The organism is Agromyces zhanjiangensis, assembly GCF_040496055.1.
GTDB lineage: Bacteria > Actinomycetota > Actinomycetes > Actinomycetales > Microbacteriaceae > Agromyces > Agromyces zhanjiangensis.
The window spans coordinates 16,599-38,476 of sequence record NZ_JBEPKB010000006.1 but is presented as its reverse complement, the minus strand read 5'-3'; the positions used below and the strand labels follow the sequence as shown (position 1 = coordinate 38,476).

Annotated in this window: 12 protein-coding genes and 1 tRNA gene; 10 read left to right on the top strand and 3 right to left on the bottom strand. The window is 72.0% G+C overall.

Annotated elements, in window-relative coordinates; genetic code table 11:
* Positions 1-9 precede the first annotated feature (9 nt).
* Together ABME02_RS12300 and ABME02_RS12295 are read left to right on the top strand one after the other, a co-directional pair.
* A complete protein-coding gene (locus ABME02_RS12300) occupies positions 10-3,114 on the top strand; it encodes a PD-(D/E)XK nuclease family protein (RefSeq protein ID WP_353815634.1) in 3,105 nt (1,034 codons plus the stop codon).
* The gene (locus tag ABME02_RS12295; protein WP_353815633.1) at positions 3,111-6,461 is read left to right on the top strand and encodes an ATP-dependent helicase; all 3,351 of its coding nucleotides are present in this window, start codon (positions 3,111-3,113) and stop codon (positions 6,459-6,461) included. Before ABME02_RS12300 ends, ABME02_RS12295 begins: the two co-directional genes overlap by 4 nt.
* 67 nt (positions 6,462-6,528) lie before the next feature.
* Here ABME02_RS12295 and ABME02_RS12290 read toward each other — a convergent pair whose 3' ends face one another.
* Positions 6,529-7,749 (bottom strand): phosphotransferase, encoded by a 1,221-nt coding sequence (locus ABME02_RS12290; protein WP_353815632.1) that lies wholly within the window; start codon positions 7,747-7,749, stop codon positions 6,529-6,531.
* Between the two features lie 85 nt (positions 7,750-7,834).
* On the opposite strand from ABME02_RS12290, the gene nudC reads away from it, so the two are divergent.
* Together nudC and ABME02_RS12280 are read left to right on the top strand one after the other, a co-directional pair.
* Entirely contained in the window at positions 7,835-8,848 is a 1,014-nt protein-coding gene (gene nudC, locus ABME02_RS12285; protein ID WP_353815631.1) for an NAD(+) diphosphatase, read from the top strand.
* Positions 8,845-10,659 carry an ATP-dependent helicase gene (locus tag ABME02_RS12280; protein ID WP_353815811.1) on the top strand — a complete coding sequence of 605 codons (1,815 nt, stop codon included), beginning with the start codon at positions 8,845-8,847 and terminating at the stop codon, positions 10,657-10,659. Before nudC ends, ABME02_RS12280 begins: the two co-directional genes overlap by 4 nt.
* Before the next feature lie 806 nt (positions 10,660-11,465).
* Here ABME02_RS12280 and ABME02_RS12275 read toward each other — a convergent pair.
* Positions 11,466-12,830 (bottom strand): zinc-dependent metalloprotease, encoded by a 1,365-nt coding sequence (locus ABME02_RS12275; RefSeq protein WP_353815810.1) that lies wholly within the window; start codon positions 12,828-12,830, stop codon positions 11,466-11,468.
* A gap of 200 nt (positions 12,831-13,030) precedes the next feature.
* Between ABME02_RS12275 and ABME02_RS12270 the strand changes: the two genes are divergently transcribed.
* The 5 genes from ABME02_RS12270 (at position 13,031) to ABME02_RS12250 (ending at position 18,944) form a co-directional block, all read left to right on the top strand.
* On the top strand, positions 13,031-14,173 hold the full coding sequence (locus ABME02_RS12270) for a YlbL family protein (protein WP_353815630.1): 1,143 nt from the start codon (positions 13,031-13,033) through the stop codon (positions 14,171-14,173).
* Positions 14,174-14,318: 145 nt separating this feature from the next.
* Positions 14,319-17,279, top strand: coding sequence for a UPF0182 family membrane protein (locus ABME02_RS12265; protein ID WP_436408266.1), 2,961 nt, complete (start codon positions 14,319-14,321; stop codon positions 17,277-17,279).
* Positions 17,279-18,148, top strand: a complete 870-nt coding sequence (locus tag ABME02_RS12260; RefSeq protein WP_353815628.1) for a class I SAM-dependent methyltransferase — start codon at positions 17,279-17,281, stop codon at positions 18,146-18,148. The genes ABME02_RS12265 and ABME02_RS12260 overlap by 1 nt, the downstream gene beginning before the upstream one ends.
* A gap of 78 nt (positions 18,149-18,226) precedes the next feature.
* Positions 18,227-18,303 (top strand) — tRNA-Met (locus ABME02_RS12255).
* Positions 18,304-18,596: 293 nt separating this feature from the next.
* The gene (locus tag ABME02_RS12250) at positions 18,597-18,944 is read left to right on the top strand and encodes a hypothetical protein (RefSeq protein WP_353815627.1); all 348 of its coding nucleotides are present in this window, start codon (positions 18,597-18,599) and stop codon (positions 18,942-18,944) included.
* Positions 18,945-19,427: 483 nt separating this feature from the next.
* Here ABME02_RS12250 and ABME02_RS12245 read toward each other — a convergent pair whose 3' ends face one another.
* The gene (locus tag ABME02_RS12245) at positions 19,428-21,185 is read right to left on the bottom strand and encodes an RDD family protein (protein ID WP_353815626.1); all 1,758 of its coding nucleotides are present in this window, start codon (positions 21,183-21,185) and stop codon (positions 19,428-19,430) included.
* A gap of 141 nt (positions 21,186-21,326) precedes the next feature.
* Between ABME02_RS12245 and ABME02_RS12240 the strand changes: the two genes are divergently transcribed.
* Entirely contained in the window at positions 21,327-21,449 is a 123-nt protein-coding gene (locus tag ABME02_RS12240; protein ID WP_353815625.1) for a hypothetical protein, read from the top strand.
* The last annotated feature ends 429 nt before the right edge of the window (positions 21,450-21,878 follow it).

Sequence of the window (21,878 nt, the reverse complement as noted above, 5' to 3'; positions counted from 1 at the left end):
GTGGGCCGCATGCCGCACGAAGCGACCACCGCGCCCGCCGTCGTCGACCTCGTGCCCACGCTCGCGACGGGCGGCCACGCGGCGGTCTTCGGGGCCCCGGGGTCGGGCAAGACCCGCCTCGCCGTCGAGCTCGTCGCGCACCGCGTCGAGCTCGGCCTCGACCCGACCGAGGTGCTCGTGCTGTCCGCGACCCGCCGCACCGCGGCGGCGATGCGCGACGCCATCGCGCTGCGGCTCGACCGCACCACGCGCGGCGCGCTCGCGCGCACCGCGAGCGCAGTCGCCTACGACCTCGTGCGCGCGCGCACCGGGCGTTCGGTCACCCTGCTCACCGGCGCCGAGCACGACCAGGTGATCGGCGAGCTGCTCGAGGCGCAGGCGATCGACGGCGACGGGCCGGAGTGGCCCGAGGCGCTCGCGCCCGACGTCCGGGAACTGCGAGGATTCCGTTCCGAGCTCCGCGACCTGATGATGCGCGCGGTCGAGCAGGGCGTCGGCCCGGCCGACCTCGCCCGACTGGGCGGCGCGGCGTCTCGACCGGAGTGGAGTGCGGCCGCGGCGTTCCTCGCCGAGTACGCCGAGGTGAAGGAGCAGCTGCGCCCGACCCAGTTCGACTCGGCGGAGCTCGGGGCGTTCGCGGCGTCGATCGTGCGGCGCAGCGTCCACGACCCCGATGACGAGCGCGCGCTCGGCGGGCTCGCCGGTCTGCGACTGCTCGTGGTCGACGACGCGCAGGAGGCGACCGAGGCCACCGCCGCGCTGCTCGGCGCGTTCGCCGCGCGCGGCGTCGAGGTCGTCGCCCTAGGCGATCCGGATGTCGCGAGCAACGGGTTCCGCGGCGGCCGTGCCGACCTCCTCGGCTCCCTCGGCCGGGTGCTCGGGGGCGCCGAGGTGCGGCGCATCGAGCTGCCGCTCGTGCACCGGGGCCGACCGGCGCACCGCGAGCTGCTCGGGCAGGTCACCGCGCACGTCGGCACGGCGCTCGGCGGGCTCCACCGTGCCGCCGCGATCGCAGGCGAGCGAGACGACGACCCGCTCGACGCGGTCCTCGGCATCGAGGCGTCGTCGCCCGGGGCGGAGGGCGCGCAGGTCGCGGGACTGCTGCGCGAGCGCCACCTGCTCGACGGCATCCCGTGGTCGTCGATGGCGATCGTGGCGCGGTCCGGTTCCGAGCTGTCGGCGCTCGCCCGCGCGTTGGCGGCGGCCGAGGTCCCGGTGTCCGGCGGCGTCGGCCGCACAGCGCTGCGCGAGGCTCCGGGCTCCGCCGCGCTCATCGCGGCGGCCGCCGTCGTCCTCGACCTGGTGTCGCTCGACCCCGAGGCTGCGACGGCGCTGCTGACGGGTCCGCTCGGCCGTCTCGACCGCGTCGGCCTGCGCCGGCTGCGCCTCGCCCTCCGCCACGAAGAGCTGGCCGCGGGCGGCGTGCGGAGCGCCGACGAACTGCTCGTCGAGGCGCTGGGCGCCCCCGGCGGGTTCGCGACGATCGACGCCCCGTCGGGCCGGAGAGCGTCGCGCCTCGCGCGACTGCTCGATTCGGCGCGGCGCTCGGCCGCCCGCGGAGCGACGGTCGAGGAACTCCTCTGGCTGCTCTGGCACGACAGCGGGCTCGAGGCCGAGTGGGCGGCGCAGGCCGCCGGGTCGGGCGTGCTCGCCGACGAGGCGAACCGGTCGCTCGACGCCGTCGTCGCGCTCTTCGCCGCGGCCAGGCGGTTCGTCGAGCGCGAGCCGGGCGCGCCCGCCCGCCGATTCGTCGACGAGGTGCTCCAGAACGCCCTGCCCGAGGATTCGCTCGCCCCCGAGCGCGGGGCCGAGTCCGTCGTGCTGGCGACCCCGCCCGCGCTCATCGGCCGCGAGTTCGACGTGGTGGTGGTGGCCGGCCTCCAGGAGGGCGTCTGGCCGAACCTCCGGCCACGGGGCACCCTGCTGCACGCCGCGGCGCTCCCGCGCGCGGTCGCGGCGGCCCGTGCGGGCGATCCGGTCCGCGAGGAGGAGACTGCGGCATCCGTCCGCGCCGGGGTCCGCGCCGACGAACTGCGCCTGTTCGCCCTCGCCGTGTCGCGAGCGGCGCGCCAGGTCGTGTTGTCATGCACGGCGAACGACGACGAGCAGCCCTCCGTGCTCATGGGACTGGCGCCCACCCGGCTCCCCGCGCGCCGCAGGCGTCCGCTCCACCTGCGCGGCATGGTGGGCGCCCTTCGACGTGACGCGGGCGCGGGCGACCGGGAGGCCGCGGCGGCGATCGCACTGCTCGCCGAGCAGGGCGTGCCCGGCGCGCATCCCGACGAGTGGTACGGGATGGCCGAACCCACGACCACCGCGCCGCTCGTCGACCTCGACGGCGACCCGGAGGCCCTCGTCCCCGTGTCGCCGTCGCAGATCGACCGCGTCGAGGAGAGCCCGCTCGGCTGGTTCGTCGACCACGTCGCCCAGCCGCCCTCCGGGCTCGCGGCGTCGATCGGCACGATCGTGCACGCGGTCGTCGAGGAGGCGGCGCAGCAGGCCGGCGAGATCGACGTCGAGACCCTGTGGGCGTCGGTCGAGCGCCGCTGGCGCGACCTGCGCTTCGAAGCGGGCTGGGTCGCGGAGCGCGAGCGGCGCGGTGCGCGGAAGATGACCGAGGGCGCCGCCGACTACCTGCGGAACGCCGAGGACGACGGGGTCGTGGTGCTCGGCGCCGAGGGGCGGTTCACCCTCGTGAGCGGGCGGGTGCGCATCACCGGCACGATCGACCGCGTCGAGGCGTCTCCCGACGGCACGACGGTGATCGTCGACCTCAAGACCGGGCGCACACCGCCCACCGCCGCGAAGACGGCCGATCATCCGCAGCTCGCGGCGTACCAGCTCGCGGCGCGCGCGGGCGCGCTGCCCAACGGGGGCCGGCTCGGCGGTGCCAAGCTCGTCTACGTCGCCAGGCCCGTCGGCGGTCGGCTGTACACCGAGCGGGCCCAGCAGCCGTTCGACGACGACGCCGAGGCGCTGTTCCGCGCCCGGCTCGAGGAGGTGGCGCGCGTCATGGCCGGAGCACGGTTCGACTCACCCGTCGAGTTCGCGCACGGCTCGCGGTTCGGCGACTGGCAGTACCGGGTCCACCTCGTGCCGGCGGTGTGCGCGTGAGCGCCGCCAGGATCGGCGCCGACGAGATCGCCGCCCGCCTCGGACTGCACGCCCCCACGCCCGAGCAGCGCGCCGTCATCGAGGCCGACCCGCACGGCCGGAGCATCGTCGTCGCCGGTGCCGGCAGCGGCAAGACCGAGACGATGGCGAACCGCGTGGTCTGGCTCCTCGCCAACGGCGCCGTCGACGTGCCAGAGGTGCTCGGGCTGACGTTCACCCGGAAGGCGGCGGGCGAGCTCGCCGAGCGCGTGCGCGAGCGCGTGGGCCAGCTCGTGGCCGAGGGCATCGCCGACGTGCGGCTCGATCCGCTCGAGTCGGCCGCGGTCTTCACCTACAACGCCTTCGCCGGCGCGATCCACCGCGAGCACGCGATGCGGATCGGGCGCGAGCCCGACGCGTCGATCCTCGGCGAGGCGGCCGCGTGGCAGCTCGCTCGCGGCATCGTGTCCGCGTCGGCCGACCCGCGACTGGTCGAGCTCGACGCGTCGCTCGACCGGGTGACGGGCGCCGTGCTCTCGCTCAGCCGCGCGCTCGCCGAGAACGTCACCGACAGCCGCGACGTGCTGGCGTTCGCGCGCGAGTTCCTCGCGATGCACGACCTGCCGATCGAGGCGCCCCGCAAGCGGACCCCGTTCGACAGCTTCGTCTCGGCGCTCGGCGTGGTCGAGGCCCTGCCGCCGCTGCTCGAGCTCGCCGACGCCTACGCGGCCGAGAAGCAGCGCCGAGGGGTCGTGGAGTTCTCCGACCAGGTCGCGCTCGCACTCCAGATCTGCACCGCGCATCCCGAGGTCGCGGCCGAGCACCGCGAACGCTACGCGACCGTGCTCCTCGACGAGTACCAGGACACGAGCGTCGTGCAGACGCGACTGCTCTCGACGCTGTTCCGCGATCACGCCGTCATGGCCGTGGGCGACCCCGACCAGTCGATCTACGGATGGCGCGGGGCCAGCGCCGCGAACCTCGCACGCTTCGGCCGCGACTTCTCCGAATCGGGCGACGCGGTCGCCTACGACCTCTCGACGAGCTGGCGCAACCCGGTGATCGTGCTCGACGCGGCGAACGCGCTCATCGCACCGCTCGACGGCGGGATCCCCAAGGCGCCGCTGCGGCCGTCACCGTTCGCCGGCGCAGGCCGGCTCGACGTCTCATGGTCCGAGACCATCGACGACGAGGCGGCGGCCGTCGCCGACTGGCTGGCGGCCCGGATGCGACCGGGCGGACGGACCGGTGCGCTGCTCTGCCGCACATTCGCGCACGTCGACCTCTTCGCGTCGGCGCTCCGCGATCGCGGGGTCCCGGTGCACGTGCTCGGCGTCGCGGGGCTGCTCGACCAGCCCGTGATCGCCGACCTGGTGTGCGCGCTGCGCGTCGTGCACGACCCGACCGCGGGGTCCGAGCTGCTCCGACTCCTCGGCGGTGCGCGCTGGCGCATCGGCCCGGCCGACCTCGCCGCGCTCGGCGCGCTCGGGAAGTGGCTCGCCGATCGCGACCTCTCCACACGTCGCCTCGCCGACGAGGTGCGCCGGGGCATCCGCGGGTCGATCGCGCCCGACGAGTCCCCGTCGATCGTCGACGCGCTCGACTTCGTGCTCACCGCGCCCGACGACCATCGCGCGCTCGGCGCGCTCAGCGAGGAGGGCCTCACCCGCCTGCGCCGGGCCGGCTCCCAACTGCAGGCCCTGCGTCGGCGCGCCGGGCTCGGGCTCGTCGACTTCGTCACGCTGGTGCAGCAGGAGCTCCTGCTCGACATCGAGGTCGCCGCGAACCCGGCCCAACCACTCGGCTCGGCGAGCCTCGAGTCGTTCGACGACCTGGTCTCGAGCTTCGTCGACTCCGCCGAGCACCCCACGCTCGGCGCGTTCCTCGGCTGGCTGAACGAGGCCGAGCAACGCGACCGGCTGAGCCCCCGCCAGGACGAGCCCGAGCCGGGAGCGGTGCAGGTGCTCTCGATCCACGGCTCGAAGGGGCTCGAGTGGGACGTGGTGGCGATCCCGCGCCTGGTCGACGACGAGCTCCCGTCGAAGCCGCGGAGCAACCGTGGCTGGCTCTCGTTCGGCGCGCTGCCCGACGAGTTCCGGGGCGACGCCTACGAGATCCCGCAGCTGATGTGGCGCGGCGTGCAGAGCCAGGTGGAGTTCGACGAGGCGGTGAAGGCGTACGCCGAGGAGAACCGCGAGCGGCATGCCGAGGAGGAGCGTCGGCTCGCCTACGTGGGCCTCACTCGCGCACGCTCGGAGCTCCTGCTCTCCGGATCCTGGTGGGCCACGCAGCGCGCCCCGCGGTCGCCGAGTCCGTTCCTGCGCGAGCTCGTCGTGGCCGGCGTGGTGCACCCCGACGCGCTGCCGTCGACCCCGGCGGAGTCGGAGAACCCCCGGGCGGCGGACGCGGCGCGCGTGAGCTGGCCGCTGGATCCGCTGGGGGCCCGACGTCCGGCCGTCGTGCGCGCCGCCGACGCCGTGCGCGAGGCGGCCGCGCTGCCGACCGGCTCCGGGATCGGGCCGGTGCTCGCCGACGAACTGCGGATGCTGCTGGAGGAGCGCCGCCGACGCACGGAGTCGCGCGGGGGAGCCCGCGTGCCGACCCGCGTGCCCGCCTCGCGGTTCAAGGACTACGTCGACGACCCCGACGCGGTCGCGGCCGAGCTCGCCAGGCCGATGCCGCAGCGCCCGTACCGCGCCACGCGCATCGGCACGCTCTTCCATGCCTGGGTCGAGGAGCGCTCCGGGGGTGCCGCCGATCGGCCGTCGGGTGCGGCCGCCGACACCGATGCGACGGGCACCGGGGGTGCGACGACCGATCTCGACGCGCTCGACTTCGAGTTCGACGATGAGGCGGCCGACGAGCTCGTCGTCGATCCGGTCGATGCCCGCCTCGAGCGACTCCGCGTCACGTTCGCCGCATCCGAGTGGGGCGACCGCCGACCGGTCGCGGTCGAGCTCGAGCTGCACCTGCCGCTCGACGAGCAGGTGTTCGTGTGCAAGCTCGACGCGGTGTACGACGTCGAGCCCGGCTCGGAGCTCGGGCGCGGCGGCATCCGTGCACAGGTCGTCGACTGGAAGACGGGTGCCGCACCGCGCGACGCGCGCGAGCTCGAGCTGCGCCAGACCCAGCTCGCCCTGTACCGACTCGCGTACGCGCGCTGGTCGGGGCTGCGCCCCGAGGAGATCGACGCCGTCTTCTACTACGTGGAGGACGACCTCGTCCTCAGGCCCGACGAACTCTACGACGAGGCGGCGCTGCGCCGGGCATGGGCCGGGGTGGCTGCGAGGTCCGGTGGCCCGCGGACCGCGGGCGGCGAGACGTCGGCGGTCCCCGACGAGGTGCGCACCGCGATCTCGGGGCGCTGACCCGCGCTGACCCCGGGTGTCGACCACGGGGCGCCCGGCCGGGAGCTCGACGGCCCGTCCGTCGCGGCTACGCCGAGCGGTCGCGGGTTCCGCTCCCGCCGGTCGATTCGGTCGCCGATCCCGCGGACTCGGGCGCCGCGTCGCCCCAATCGCTCAGGTCGAGCGGGATGGGTGCCGTCAGGCCGAGGTCGCGCTCATCCCGGTCCGCCTCGGCGCCCTCGGCGATGTGGCGCCGCAGCTCGGACACGTCGTAGCTGTCGGTCAGCATCGTGGCGCCCGACTCCCGCGGCAACCCCTCGCGCGGCGTCTGGTCGAGCATCCGTTCGACGTCCGCCACGGCGAGCACCGGCCCGGTGTCGGTCGTCAGCGACTCGGAGGAGTGGTCGTGCACGCTCGCCACGAGCCCGTCGAGAAGTCCCACGGCATCCCCGATCACCTCGTCGTCGTGCGTGTCGACGCCGTGCAGCAGCCAGCGCGCGAGCTCGAGCTCGCCGTAGAGCAGCGCCCGTCGGGCGATCTCCGCGTCGGCGCCGCCGGCTCGCCCCTCCAGGTAGGCGCCGAGGGTCTGCTCCGCCGACGCCCCGGTCGACGTGAGCACCCAGTGAAGGTCGTGCGCCGGGTCGTCGTGACCGAGTCCGGACCAGCCGATCACGCCGGTCACCCTGTTGCCGTCCACGAGGAACGAGTCGGCGCCGAGCTGGCCGTTGACCACCGTCGGCGCGAATCGCCACAGCGTATCGTCGTCGGTCGCCTCCTCCCACCGGCGGACGAGGGCCGCCGGAAGCCGACCCGTGTCGGATGCGCGGTCGATGATCGCGACGGCCACCTCTCGGGCCTCGCTCGCCGACCGTCGGGGCAGACCGGCATCGCCGATGAACCCCGAGGGCAGCGCGTGGATGGCAGCGATCGCGCGGCCCACGTCGGCGGCGAGCTCGGGTGAGCCCGTGAGCTCGTCGGCCGTGCGGCCGGCGCCGGGGATGAACTCCGTGACGACCGCACGGGTGGGCCCGATGGGTGCCTGGCCGACGAACTGCGGCACCGCGAACGGCAGCCGGGAGCGGATGCCGGGCGTGAGCGCACGGAGGGCGACGAGGTCGGACGACTGCTCGGATTCGGCCGTCTGCGACCGCGGGGCGCGGATCAGCAGGTGCCGTCCGTCGGTGGAGTGGAGCTCGACGGCATCGAACGCGCCGCCCGCTCCGCGGGAGTGCGCCCGGGCCGCCCGCACCTCGAGTCCGGCCACCGCGGCCGTGGCCAACGCGGCTAGAGTGAGTGGGGGTCTGGCCATGGCACACAGCCTAAGCAGGTCATCCGGCCTGCCCGGCGACCGCCACGCGTTCCCGACGACTCCGGCTCCGACGAGAGGTGCACCAGTGCTCCACCCCGACGCGCCGAATCCCGCCGACGTCGCACGCCCCGTCACCGCCCCGCCCCTCGCGCGCGAGCACCTCGATCGCGACGGCGTGTCGCGCGCCGCGTCGGGTCGCGCTGCTGCGTTCGACGCCGACCCTGACGCCCGGGTGCTCGCGGTGCACGCCGGTCGCGTGCTGGTCGTCGAGCCGTCATCCGACGCCGATGCGCCGGGGCTCGAGCTGCGGCATCCGTCGACCCTGCCTGCTTCCGACGTGCGCTGCTACCTCGGGCGCACGCTCGATGCCGGAACGGATGCCGCGGGGCGCGCGCTGCCCGCCGGAAGCCCGATCGAGGCATGGACCTACGGTGCCGACGCCGCGGCCGCGATCGCCGACGACACGCGCTGGGTCGGGCTCCGCGGCGTCGCGACCGCGCTCGACGACCGTGATGCGGGCCTCGCGATCGAGGCGGTGGCGCTCGCGAACTGGCACGCGACGCACGCGTTCTGCCCCGGCTGCGGCAGCCCGACGGAGGTCGTCCAATCGGGATGGGCGCGACGGTGCCTGGCGGAGGATCGCCTACGGTTCCCGCGCACCGATCCGGCCGTGATCGTGCTCGTCACCGACGACGAGGACCGGGTGCTCCTCGGTTCGAACGCGATGTGGGAACAGGACCGGTTCTCGGTGCTCGCGGGCTTCGTCGAGCCCGGCGAGTCGCTCGAGGCGGCGGTCGTGCGGGAGATCGGCGAGGAGGCCGGCCTCGCGGTCGACCGCGTCGAGTACCTCGGGTCGCAGCCGTGGCCGTTCCCGGCGAGCCTGATGTGCGCGTTCCGGGCGCGTGTCGCGCGGGGTGCGGCGACCACGGTCGTGCCCGACGGGGAGGAGATCCTGGAGCTGCGCTGGTTCGACCGCGACGCGCTTCGCGACGCGCTCGGCCGTGTCGCGCTGCCGGGCGAGACCTCGATCGCGCGATGGATGCTCGAGGAGTGGTACGGCGGGCCCCTCGCCTCGTCCATGCCGTGGTCGACATCATGACGGGAGACCCGCTCCTCACCGCGCTCGACGACGAGCAGCGTGTCGTCGCCGAGGCGCTCATCGGGCCGGTCTGCGTGCTGGCGGGTGCCGGAACGGGCAAGACTCGCGCGATCACGCACCGCATCGCGTACGGCGTGGCATCAGGCTCGTACGATCCGGCGCGCGTCATGGCGCTGACGTTCACGTCGCGGGCGGCGGCCGAGCTGCGCACGAGGCTCCGCGCCCTCGGTGCGGGCGCGGTCGCCGCGCGCACCTTCCACGCGGCCGCGCTCGCACAGCTCAACCACTTCTGGCCGATCGTCGTCGGCGGTCCCGCGCCGCGCGTGCTCGAGTTCAAGGGGCGACTGCTCGGACTCGCAGCCGAGCGATGCGGGGTCAAGGTCGACACCGCGACGCTGCGCGACGTCGCCGCCGAGATCGAGTGGCGGAAGGTCGGACTCGTCGGCATGGACGACTACCGCGTCAGGCTCGCCTCGCGGGGCGCGCCGGGCACGCTCACGGCGGAGCAGACGGTCGCGCTCGTGGAGGCGTACGAGGAGCTCAAGGACGAGCGGCGTGCGATGGACTTCGAGGACGTGCTGCTCGCCACCGCCGGCATGATCGAGTCGGAGCCGACCGTCGCGCTGCAGGTGCGCGAGGCCTACCGGCACTTCGTGGTCGACGAGTACCAGGACGTCTCGCCCGCGCAACAGCACCTGCTGGGGCTGTGGCTCGGTGGGCGGCGCGACGTGTGCGTGGTCGGCGACGCGAGCCAGACCATCTACTCGTTCGCGGGCGCGAGCGCCGAGTTCCTGCTCGGCTTCGAGCGCCACCACCCGGATGCCACGATCGTGCGGCTCGAGCGCAACTACCGTTCGACGCCCGAGATCGTCGACGTCGCCAACCGGCTGATGCGCGGCCGGCCCGGTGCGCTGCGCCTCGCGTCGGCCGCGCCGGACGCGGGAGACCCGGCGGCATCCGGCCATGACCCCTCCGAGTCGGGACCCGAACTCGCACGCGCCGCGGACCGGGTCGCCCACGGCCCGGTACCCGACGTCGTCGAGTACCCCGACGAGCTCGCCGAGGCCCGTGGGGTCGCCACCCGCGTGCGGCAGAGCATCGACGCCGGCGTCGCGTCGGAGGCGATCGCGGTGCTGCTGCGCGTGAACTCGCAGTCCGCACTGTTCGAGCAGGCGCTCGGCGACGTGGGCGTCTCCGTGCGGGTGCGAGGAGCACAGCGCTTCTTCGACCGCCCCGAGGTGCGCGAGGCGGTGCACGCGATCCGGGCCGCGGCGCTCGCGATCGCCGACGAACCCCTGTTCAAGTCGGTGAGCGACGTGCTGCGCTCGCTCGGCTGGACCGTCGACCCGCCCGCCGGCCCCGGCGCCGTGCGCGACCGGTGGGAGTCGCTCAACGCGATCGCGCGGCTCGTCGACGACCAGCCCGCGGGCACGACCTTCCGCACGTTCGCCGACGACCTCCGCACGCGCGCCGAGACCCACCACGAACCGGCGGTCGCGGCCGTCACGATCGCGACCCTGCACTCGGCGAAGGGCCTCGAGTGGGACGAGGTCCACCTGCCCGGCCTCGCCGAGGGCATGCTGCCGATCGCCTACGCGACCGGCTTCGATGCGATCGACGAGGAGCGCCGACTGCTCTACGTCGGCATCACGCGGGCACGGCGACGGCTGTCGTTGAGCTTCTCGCGATGGTCGGGTGGACGGCGAGCGGAACGGGAGCCGTCGCGCTTCCTCCGGGAGCTCGACATCCGCACTCCGGGTGCATCCCGAACGGCGTCGACCGCGGGCGCTCCGGCGCGGGCGCGTCGCTGACGACCACCGACGCCGAGTCGAGCGCCGAGCGCCCGGCGCGCAGCAGGTCGTCGACGACGGATGCCGCGAGGGCGAGGGCCTCGTGCCGCGCGCGTCCCCGGTGCGGAGGCGCCGGCGCGACGGCGAGCTGGGCCGAGATCGCCGGCCACGCGGCATCCGCATCCCGTCGCGCGAGGTGGATGCAGCGCAGGCACGGCCCGGCACCGGGTCGGACGAACGGGCCGACCTCGGCGCCGCGCTCGTCGAACACGACGGCGAGGTGCGGGACGTCGGCCGAGAGCCACGGCAGGTGGGCCGCGGGTGGGACCACCCGGTCGGCGAGGAGCACGGCCGCATCCGTGGTCGCCGGGTCGGCCTCGGCGGCGGGCACCGGGCGATGCCCGAGCCGGATGAGCGCGGTGCCGAGGTCGTCGACGGACCCCGCCGGCCCGGCGAGGGCGACGACGCCGGAGACCGCGCGATGGGCGTCGTCGAGGAACGCCGGGGCGAGTCGGCCGAGCACGGCGTCGACCTGCTCGGGATCGCCGTCGAGCGCGGCGCCGATGGTGTGCAGCGTCGCTCGCGAGGCCCCGGCCGCGAGGGCGCGGAGCACGCCGGTCTCGAGCGCGGCGGGGTCGTCGAGCATCGCGACCGGGCGGACGCCGCCGAGCTGCAGCGTGTTCGGCGAGCGCCACACCAGGGGGAGTGCCGGGTCGAGTCGGGGCGTCATGCGGGAAGCATGCCGCAGGGCTCGACGGGGCGTCGCCGAGCGTCCACAGGCGCGGGCGCTCCGCGGGCCGAGGGGCGTCGAGACGTGAACCGGCCCGTCAGGACACGCGCGGGCCACCCTCCGGTGAGTCGCCCGCGGCATCGCCCGGGCCGTCGTCCCCGTCCGCGGCATCCGCCGGCGGGAACTCGCCGCGCAGCAGCGCCTCGAGGGCCTCGTCGAACTCCGCGTCGGCCGCTCCGCCCGCCTCTCCGCCGGACGCGAGGCGCGCCGCGAGCGGCGCCGGGTCGTCGAGGTCGGCGGCGGTCGGCAGGAGGTCGGGATGCGCCCACAGGGCGTCGCGCCCGGCGATGCCGACCGCGTCGGTGACCGCCCGCCACATGGCCGCGGCGTCGCGGAGGCGTCGGGGGCGCAGCTCAAGTCCGACGAGCGTCGCGAGGGCGGACTCGGCCGGTCCGCCGGTCGCCCGCCGACGGCGGATCGTCTCGGCGACGGCGTCGGACTTCGGCAGGCGGGACGTGGCATCCGCGGTCACGACGTCGACCCAGCCCTCGACGAGCGCGAGCATCGTCTCGAGGCGGCCGAGCGCCGCCTCCTGCTCGGGGCTCTTCGGGCGCAGCAGCGCACCGTTCGCGACCGCGTCGCGCAACTCGTCGGTGTTCGAGGGGTCGAAGCCCTCGGCGAGCTGCTCGAGACGCTCGACGTCGACGTCGATGCCGCGTGCGAACGCGGTGATCGCGGTGATGAGGTGCAGGCGGAGCCACCGTGCGTGGCGGAACAGACGGGCGTGCGCGAGCTCGCGCACTGCGAGGTAGAGCTCGACCTGGTCGGTCGGGATGTCGAGGCCCTCGCCGAACTCGACGACGTTCTCGGGCAGGAGGGCCGCCCGGCCGTCCTCCAGGAGCGGGAGCCCGACGTCGCCGCCGGAGACGACCTCGGTCGAGAGCTGCCCGACGACCTGGCCGAGCTGCATCGCGAACATCGCGCCGCCGATGCCGCGCATCATCCGGCTCGCCCCCTGGACCATCGAGCGCAGCTCCTCCGGCGCCTGCTCGCTCATCACGCGGGTGAGCGAATCGGCGATGCTGAGCGCGACCGGCTCGGCGAGCTGGCTCCAGATCGGCATGGTCGCGGCGGCCCACGAGCGCCGGGTGAGGAGCTCCGGCGTGCCGGGCAGCGCGGAGACCTCGACGGCCTCGTCGAGCCACAGGGCGGCGAGGTCGAAGGCACGGTCGAGTCGCTCCGTCTCGGCGGCGGCGATCTGCCGCTGGCCGGTCGAAGCGCGCTGCTCGGCCTGGCGGAGCGCGAGCGACCAGTCGATGCCCTCCTCCTCGGAGCGCTGCATCGCCTGCTGGAGCTGGCTGAAGAGCGCCGCGAGGCTCGCGGGATCGTTCGGCAGCCCGGCTGCGCCGGCGAGCTTCGACGGGTCGATGCCGCCCGAACCGGACAGCAGTTCGCGCAGCATGTCGCGGAACTCGTCCTCGGGGTCGCGGTCGGGCTCCTGGTCGCGTTCGGCCACTCGGGCCACCTCCCTCGCTTCGCGATCCACGCTACCGCCGCTCATCTGCGTCCTCGCCGGGAAATGGCCTAGGCTGACCCCTCGGGTGTCCGCCCGTCGCGAACAGCGCCGGTTCCCCCGCGGGCGCTCGGGAAGGACCACGGCGGATGACGCTCTTCGGCGGCCCCGGCGACGACCGATCGGCGCCCGCTGCGACGCCAGCGCGCGTCCAGGGCGCACGACGCTCGCGTCGCGAGCGGATCGGCTGGACCGCCATCGCGATCGCCGCCGTCATCGGCCTCGGGCTCGCCCTGCTGCCCAGTCCGTACGTCATCCAGCAGGCCGGGCCGGTCTACGACACGCTCGGTACGACCGAGGTCGACGACGAGGAGGTCCCGCTCATCGCGGTCCCCGGCGAGGAGACCTTCCCGTCCGAGGGGTCGCTCGACCTCCTCACCGTGTCGGTCCTCGGCCGTCCCGGCGTGACCCCGGGCTGGCTCGACGTCGCCGCGGCCTGGGTCGACCCGCGCCGCGCCGTCCTGCCGGTGGAGGTGATCTATCCGCCCGGCATCAGCAGCGAGGACCGCGACGCGGCCAACGAGGCGCAGATGGTCGACTCCCAGCAGGACGCGATCGCCGCCGCGCTCGTGGAACTGGGCTACGACTTCCCGCGCGACGTCGTGGTGCAGGGGGTCGGCGAGGGGACGCCCGCCGACGGCGTGATCGAGGAGGGCGACGTCATCCGCTCGGTCGACGGCACCGAGGTGCACTCGGTCGACGAGCTGCGTGCGGCGCTCGGCGAGCACGGCACCGAATCGCCCGCGGCGATCGGGATCGTCCGCGACGGCGAGGAGCTCACGGTCGAGGCGACGCCCGCGGCGAACGGCGGCAACGCGGTCCTCGGGGTGGGCGTCCGCATGCGGTACGAGTTCCCCATCGACGTCGAGATCCAGCTGAACGACGTCGGCGGTCCGAGCGCGGGCCTGATGTTCGCCCTCGGCATCGTCGACACGCTGACGCCCGGGGCGATGACCGGCGGTGAGAACGTCGCAGGGACCGGGACCATCGACTCCGACGGCACCGTCGGCCCCATCGGCGGGATCCGCCAGAAGCTCTGGGGCGCGCTCGACGCCGACGCCGCCTGGTTCCTCGCGCCCGAGTCGAACTGCGACGAGGTCGTCGGCAACGTGCCGGACGGGCTCGAGGTGTTCGCGGTCGGCACGCTCGATGAGGCGCGGGACGTCGTCGAGACGATCGGCGACGGGGGCGACACGTCCGCCTTCCGGAGCTGCGACGCCGTCGTCGGCTGACTGATCGCCTGCGGCTTCCGCCCCGGTCGTCGGTGACGGATGCCGCGACCCGCGTTCGCCCCGAGCGGAGCCGTGCGGCCCTCCCCGCCAGCCCTTTCCAAGAAAGCCGACCGTAGGATGGGAATCCGATCCCGTCCCGACCCGAATGAGGCCGAGAGTGTCCACAGCACAGTCGCAGGAACCGAGGACGACGCGCCGCCGCGCGCCGATCGCGATCACGATCGGCATCGTCGGTGCCCTCGTCATCGCGTTCTTCGTGTTCGCCGGTATCTACGCGGATATCCGCTGGTACGACCAGCTGGGGTTCCTCGAGGTGCTGACGACCGAGTGGATCACCCGGATCGTGCTGTTCCTCATCGGGTTCGTCGCCATGGCGCTGCCCGTGTGGCTCTCCATCCAGATCGCCTATCGGACCCGTCCGGTGTACGCGAAGCTCAATTCGCAACTGGATCGTTATCAGGAGATCTTCGAGCCGCTCCGGCGCCTCGCGATGTACGGCATCCCGGCCGTGCTCGGCATCTTCGCGGGCGTGTCGACGGCGAGCCGCTGGGACTCGGTGCTCGCCTGGCTGAACCGCACCCCGTTCGGCACGGTCGACCCGCAGTTCGGGTTCGACATCGGGTTCTACGTCTTCGAGCTGCCGTTCTACCGCTCGATCGTCGGCTTCGCGTCGGCCGTCGTCCTGCTCTCCGGCCTGCTCGTCATCGCGACGAACTACCTCTACGGTGCGATCCGCGTGAGCGGCCGCGAGGTCGTCATCTCGAAGGCTGCGCGCATCCAGATCGCCGTCACCGCCGGCCTCTACCTGCTGCTGCAGGCGGTGAGCATCTGGTTCGACCAGTACGCGACGGTCACCGAGACCGGCTCGCTCATCACGGGCGCCTCCTACACGGACGTGTTCGCGACGATCCCCGGCCGCCAGATCCTCTCGGTCATCGCCGCGGTGGTCGCCGTGCTGTTCTTCATCACCGCGATCCTCGGCCGGTGGCGCCTGCCGCTCGTCGGCGCGGTGCTGCTCATCGTGTCGAGCCTGCTCATCGGCTCGCTCTACCCGTGGGTCGTGCAGCGCTTCCAGGTCGACCCGAGCGCGCGGGCGCTCGAGGCCCCCTACATCGAACGCAACATCGACGAGACGCGCGACGCGTTCGGCGTGGCCGACATCGAGGAGATCCCGTACGAGGCCGAGACGGATGCCGAGCCCGGCGCCCTCCGCTCCGACGCGGCGACGACCGCGAGCATCCGGCTCATGGACCCGGCCGTCATCAGCCCGGCGTTCCGCCAGCTCGAGCAGTTCCGCCAGTACTACCAGTTCCCCGAGATGCTCGACGTGGACCGCTACGAGATCGACGGGCAGTCGCAGGACACGGTCGTCGCGATCCGCGACCTCAACCTCGAGGGACTGAACGACGCGCAGACGTGGTTCAACTCGCACCTCGTCTACACCCACGGCTACGGCCTCGTCGCCGCGGCCGGCAACCAGCGCCAGAGCGACGGCCAGCCGGTGTTCCTCGAGTCGGGCATCCCCTCGAACGGCACGCTGCCCGAGTTCGAGCCGCGCGTGTACTTCGGCGAGAACTCGCCCGAGTACTCGATCGTGGGCGCACCCGAGGGCGCGTCGCCGATCGAGCTGGACTACCCGGCCGGCGGCGAGGGCGAACCGCAGCAGACGACCTTCACCGGCGACGGCGGGCCCCTGCTCGACAACGTCTTCACGAAGCTCGTCTACGCGCTGAAGTTCCAGTCCGAGCAGATCTTCCTCTCCGACCAGGTCTCGAACGAGTCCCAGATCCTGTACGACCGGAACCCGATCGAGCGCGTGCAGAAGGTCGCGCCCTTCCTCACGCTCGACAGCGACACGTACCCGTCGGTCGTCGACGGCCGCCTCGTCTGGATCGTGGACGGCTACACGCTCTCCGACCAGTACCCGTACTCGAACAAGGTCAGCTACAGCGAGGCGATCTCCGACAGCGAGTCGGTGCAGCAGCCGCTCGCGTTCGATGAGGTCAACTACATCCGCAACTCGGTGAAGGCCACCGTCGACGCGTACGACGGCAGCGTGACCCTGTACGCGTGGGACACCGACGACCCGATCCTGCAGACGTGGCAGAAGGTCTTCCCCAGCGCGATCGAGCCGATGAGCGCGATGTCCGGCGAGCTCATGGCCCACGTGCGCTACCCGGCCGACCTGTTCAAGATGCAGCGCGCGGTCCTGGGGCGCTACCACGTGACCGACCCGGTGACGTTCTACTCGCGCGAGGACGCGTGGACGACGCCGCTCGACCCGACGCAGAGCGCGGCGACCTCGTTCCTGCAGCCGCCGTACTACCTGACCATGCAGATGCCCGGTCAGGAGGCGCCGACCTACTCGATCTACTCGACGTTCATCCCCGAGGCGCGCGGCAGCGCGAGCCGCAACGTGCTGCGCGGCTACCTCGCGGTCGATTCCGATGCGGGCTCGACCGATGGTGAGCGCGCCGAGGGCTACGGCAAGCTGAGGCTGCTGTCGCTGCCGGAGGACGACAACGTGCCCGGCCCCGGTCAGGTGCAGAACACCTTCAACTCCGATCCGACGGTGTCGCAGTCGCTGAACCTGCTGAAGCAGGGCCAGTCCGACGTGATCAACGGCAACCTGCTCACGGTGCCCGTCGGAGGGGGCCTGCTCTACGTGCAGCCCGTCTACGTGCAGTCGACCGGTGAGACGAGCTATCCGCTGCTGCAGAAGGTGCTGGTCGCGTTCGGCGACGAGATCGCCTTCCAGGACACGCTCGACGAGGCGCTGAACGTGCTGTTCGGCGGCGACTCCGGCGCGGCCGCGGGTGATGAGGAGGTCGAACCGACCACGCCCGGCGAGGGCGGGACGGGCGGCGAGGGCGAGACGCCCACGACGACCGACACCGAGTTGCAGTCGCTGCTCAACCGTGCGCGGCAGGCGATCGATGACAAGCAGCAGGCGCTGCAGGACGGCGACTGGGTGGCCTACGGTGCGGCGGACGCCGAGCTCGCCGAGATCATCTCGGAGCTCATCGTCCTCGCCGAGGACGGCGCGAGCTCGACGGACACCCCGCCGACCGACGCGCCGTCGACCGAGGAACCGTCGAACGGCTGATGACCGTCGATCTGGGCTCGGGGGACTGGCTCGAGGAGAACCGCGCGAACTGGGACGAGCGCGTCGCGCTGCATGTGGCGTCGCCGTTCTACGACCGGACGCGACTGCGCGCCGGCGGCAGCGTGCTCGACCCCATCGCGCAGGCCGGCATCGACCGGCTGTACCCCGAGGGCCTCGACGGCGTGCGGGCGCTGCACCTGCAGTGCCACTTCGGATCCGACACGCTCTCGCTCGTGAACCTCGGCGCCGACGCGATCGGCATCGACTTCTCCCGGCCGGCCGTCGAGGAGGCGCGCCGCATGGCCGGCGAGCTCGGCGTGGCCGATCGCGCCCGCTTCATCGAGGCGAACGTCTACGACGCCCGCCATCGGCTGCCCGAGCCGGAGTCGTTCGACCTGGTGTTCACCACCTGGGGCACGATCGGCTGGCTGCCGGACGTCGCGGAGTGGGCGCGCATCATCGCCTGGTTCCTGAAGCCCGGCGGCCGGCTGTTCTTCGCCGACGGCCACCCCTCGGCGTACGTGTTCGAGGGCGATGCCGGACCGGGCGGCATGCCCGCGTTCGCGTACCCCTACGTGAGCACCGGTCCCGACATCATCGACGACCCGAGCGACTACGCCGACCCCGAGGCGCGCCTCGTCAACGCCCGGACGTGGGAGTGGATGCATCCGCTCGGCGAGGTCTTCGGTGCGTTGCGCGACGCCGGGCTCACGGTCGACGAGTTCGCCGAGCACTACGAGCTGCCGTGGCGGATGTTCCCCATCACGGTGCCGAAGGGCGACGGCATGTTCGGCTGGCCCGACCGCCAGTGGCTCCCGCTCGGCTACGAACTGGTGGCCTCGAGGCTCGCGACCGCGCGGCCGGACTGAGCGTTCCTCGCGGACTCGCCCGGGATGCAGCCTCGATTCGACCGCCCTCGGAACCCGTGCTAGTGTTTTCTCTTGTGCCGCGGGGTGGAGCAGTTCGGTAGCTCGCTGGGCTCATAACCCAGAGGTCGTAGGTTCAAATCCTGCCCCCGCAACCAAGTCGAGAAGGCCCCGGTCCAGTCGGACCGGGGCCTTTCGCATGTCCGCGGTGCGATCGGAGACTCAGGTTCCGATACTCCGGATATCGCTCAGAAGAGGCCGGTATTGGAGAAATCCGATGCCGGCCTCCTGTGTTTGCCCGCGTGGCGTCGTCTTGAGGTGGCCCGATGGTCGCCAGCTGCCTTGGACGCAGCGGCGAGCCGTTGGCATCTTTGCGGCGTCGGGCGCGCGTCTTCGACTTGGCGGCGTCATCGGCACCTTGTACGTCTGCGGTGAAGAAGGTGCGCATGCGGTGGATATCGTCAGCGACGACGGTCAGAGCGACCGACGGGTGCGCGAACGCGTGGCCGCGGCCGGATCGCTGATCGGAGTCGCCGAGAGCTGCTGCGCGGTGTGGGTCGTGCGTCGTGATGCGACGGTGAGTGCGCCCCCGCGCGGCCGCGAAACCGTCGTTGAGGTCGCGCAGTTCGCGCGTGGCGGTGATCATGCCGGGCGGCATCCGGTTCACGTCCCAGTTGCTGTCGAAAACAGACTCGACGCCGGCGCGCTGGCCGGGCAGGTGGAAGGTCTCGATCGTTCCGCCGTTGTCGGCGCGATCGACGTAGGCGAGGATCCGGTCGAAGCCGGTCGCTCGCGGTAGTCGATGAGTCAGGTGCCATGCCCGCGGAGGACGCCGGGGTGGTGCATGGTGACTGCGGTGACCAGGGGGAAAGAGTTCTGTTGCGGTTGGTTCATTCCAGACCATCACGACGGTTCGGCTCGTATGCGGCTTCGTCGGTCCTGGCGCCGAGTCCGTCGTGGTCGCCCTCGGGACTGTACCGCCCAGAGAGGCGAGTCCGGTTCCGAGCGGTCGTCTGCCGACGGGCCGGCTTCGGGCAGCGGGAAGCTGACTCGGGTTCGTCGGTCGCCGCCCTATAGGTGGCCCGGATATCGAGGGGAGCAGGTCAACAGGGGCTCGTTGGTCAGTTCATCGAAGCGGTCGTTCATTGCGTGACTGTGGCGAGGGGATGCGGGGTTTGGGTGAGGGCGTGGAAGTCGCTCGACAGGTTTGACCCAAGAGCCGGCGGCCGGCCGCCGAGCCGCCGCAACGTCCGGACGTGCGCCAAACGGAAGCGGTGCTGCTTCAACCGCCAATCGCGAGCGAGTCAAGGGCCCTGAGGTCTTCGATCTCGAAAGGTGCCGTGCCGTCTTGCCCCGAAGTATCGCCATTGATCTCGATGACCGCCTCGGAAGCTCCAAGCGGTATCGGGTACGTTGCCCAGTGCCTGACCGTTGATCCGTAGCCATCTAGTCCCGTGCCGGTGAGGTTGCCCGCGAGCCCGGTCCCGTCCGCCACGACGCGACCCGCACTCACATTGCAGCCTCCGGTATTGATCCCGGTCAGGCGGCAATTCACATCGAACACGATGACCAAGTGCGCGTAACCCACCTCCGGGCGACGGCTGCCGTAGTCGTAGGCATCCATCAGCTGGCCGTTATCGATAGTGCCAAGCTCCCTCGACACCCACACATCGACAACCTCGACCGTTGCCTCATCGCGTGAGAACGGGCCGTCGTACACCGGATTGACGACGGCGATCGGGATCCGCGCCGCTTCATCGAGCACGTTCGGGCCTCCGAGGGCCGTTGGTTCATAGCCGAGCTGCGAGACCTCGAACCAAGCCCCGTCGAGGTCGTCACGTGCGTCGACGGTGAAGACGATCGTCCACTCCTCTGTACGCCCCGAGCGAATCTCCGTCTCGAGTCCCAGAGGATCGCGGGTCCCTCTATCAAATGCAGCCTCTGCCTCAAGCACTCGTCCGTCCGGAGTCGACAACGTCACCCACTGGTAGGCGGCACCCAAGGACACCTGAGGAAAAGCGGACGACACGTCGATATCGGCGTACAGGAAGTCCTCGCTTGGATCGGTATCCTCGGCATCCTCGCCGGGACCGATTGGCCGCCTCTCGATGTCGACCACGGCCCAATCGAGTTCACTGAACCGATGCGGCCCCTCGGAAACCTGTATACCGCTCGAGTCGACCGATGTTGTTGCGATTACCACGCCACTGGCCAACACGCCGCCCGTGACTGCGAGCGTCGCCTGGGTCAAAGCAGCCGTAGCGGGAGCGAGCGTCGACCCACCACCTACTGCGCCGGCCCCAGCGGCCGCTGAGGCCGCCGATGCAGTTCCGAACATCCATGCGAGGAGAGCCGCGAAGATCGATGCGGTCGTCTTGATGATCCGGTCGATCCATTTGATCAGCGTCGTCAGGTATCCGTATCGCTTCTCATATCGTTTGAGGCCATCCTGCCGGCGTCGTTCGAATTCCCTGATGCGAAGCTCGACGAGCCTGCCAAATGTCGAGGCCTCGGCGAATCGGTGTGGGTCCGTTGCGACGACCTGGCTGCTGAAGACCAGATCATGGACTGCTCGACGGTAGCGACCCGTCGCCGCTCCAAGGGCGCCGATGCCGAAGCAATCGACGACGGCGTACCCCATCGTGGCGCGGCCGAACGCCCATAGGAGTGCTCTCGAGCCGCCATCCCACTTGCGCGAACCCGCTCGGCGAACTTCCAATCCGAAGATCGCCTTGCCAACGGATTGCCCATCGCTGAGCCACGATGCCAGGGACGACAAGATCGCAGCACCGACCACCACGAAGACAAGAAACAACAGGATCCCGACCGGATTGGTGAGGAGAGGGAACCCAGTCGCCAATGATCCTGCGATCGCGAGGAGACCAACAACAACGACCGGCAGAAGCATATCGACGACGAATGCAGCCAACCGCGGGAGCCGACGCGCAACCAACACCGTATTCGGTTCGCCGCTGCCCGGGGGACGACGTTCAGCCGCAGCGCTGTCTCCGATGCCGCTATCTTGTGAATCCTGCATCATCGCGTACCCCCCCCCCGCGACTATCGCTCCAGATTTCGGCAGTGCTTTTCCCGCGTGGCGAAGCCGATCGGATCGACAACACGTGAGAACGCCGCTAGGGTACCGCGGTTCGAGCGATAACGACATGAGACTGTGGGCCGCATGGCCATCAGCATCAATGCGCGGCTCTCTGAAGGTGGGCTGGAGGCTGTTTCGGACGCCGATCGAGCGCGCTCACGCAAGCGGATCGGCTCGACGATTCGAGGAGTGGCAATCGCCTACTGACCGGAGCGATGAACCAGGTCCGGGCCGGACGATCTAGGGGTCTTCGAAACCGGCGTACGGTTTCTTTCCTGTTGTCAGATCAAGGGAGCCGCGGCGTCGGTAGCTCTAGAAGGGAAGTCGCCTGCAACCCAGTGCACGACGCGCACGCGAGTGGGCACGACCGGATGCGTGTGGAATGTGCAAACCCTTTGCATCCCCTGAGTCTTGCGGGACCGCTGCCGCTCGGTGGCGCTTTCCGGGACGGGTCGCGCTGGAATGATCCGCCGCTCAGCCTGGAACGCCGAAACGGCCGGGCAACCGCAGGGCATTCTAGTTTTCCCGAATCCGCAGTCGAATCGAAACGCCCCGGTCCAGTCGGACCGGGGCCTTTCGCATGTCCGCGGTGCGATCGGGACGCGGCTCCTCCGGGTCGCGTCCCGGTGGCTGTGA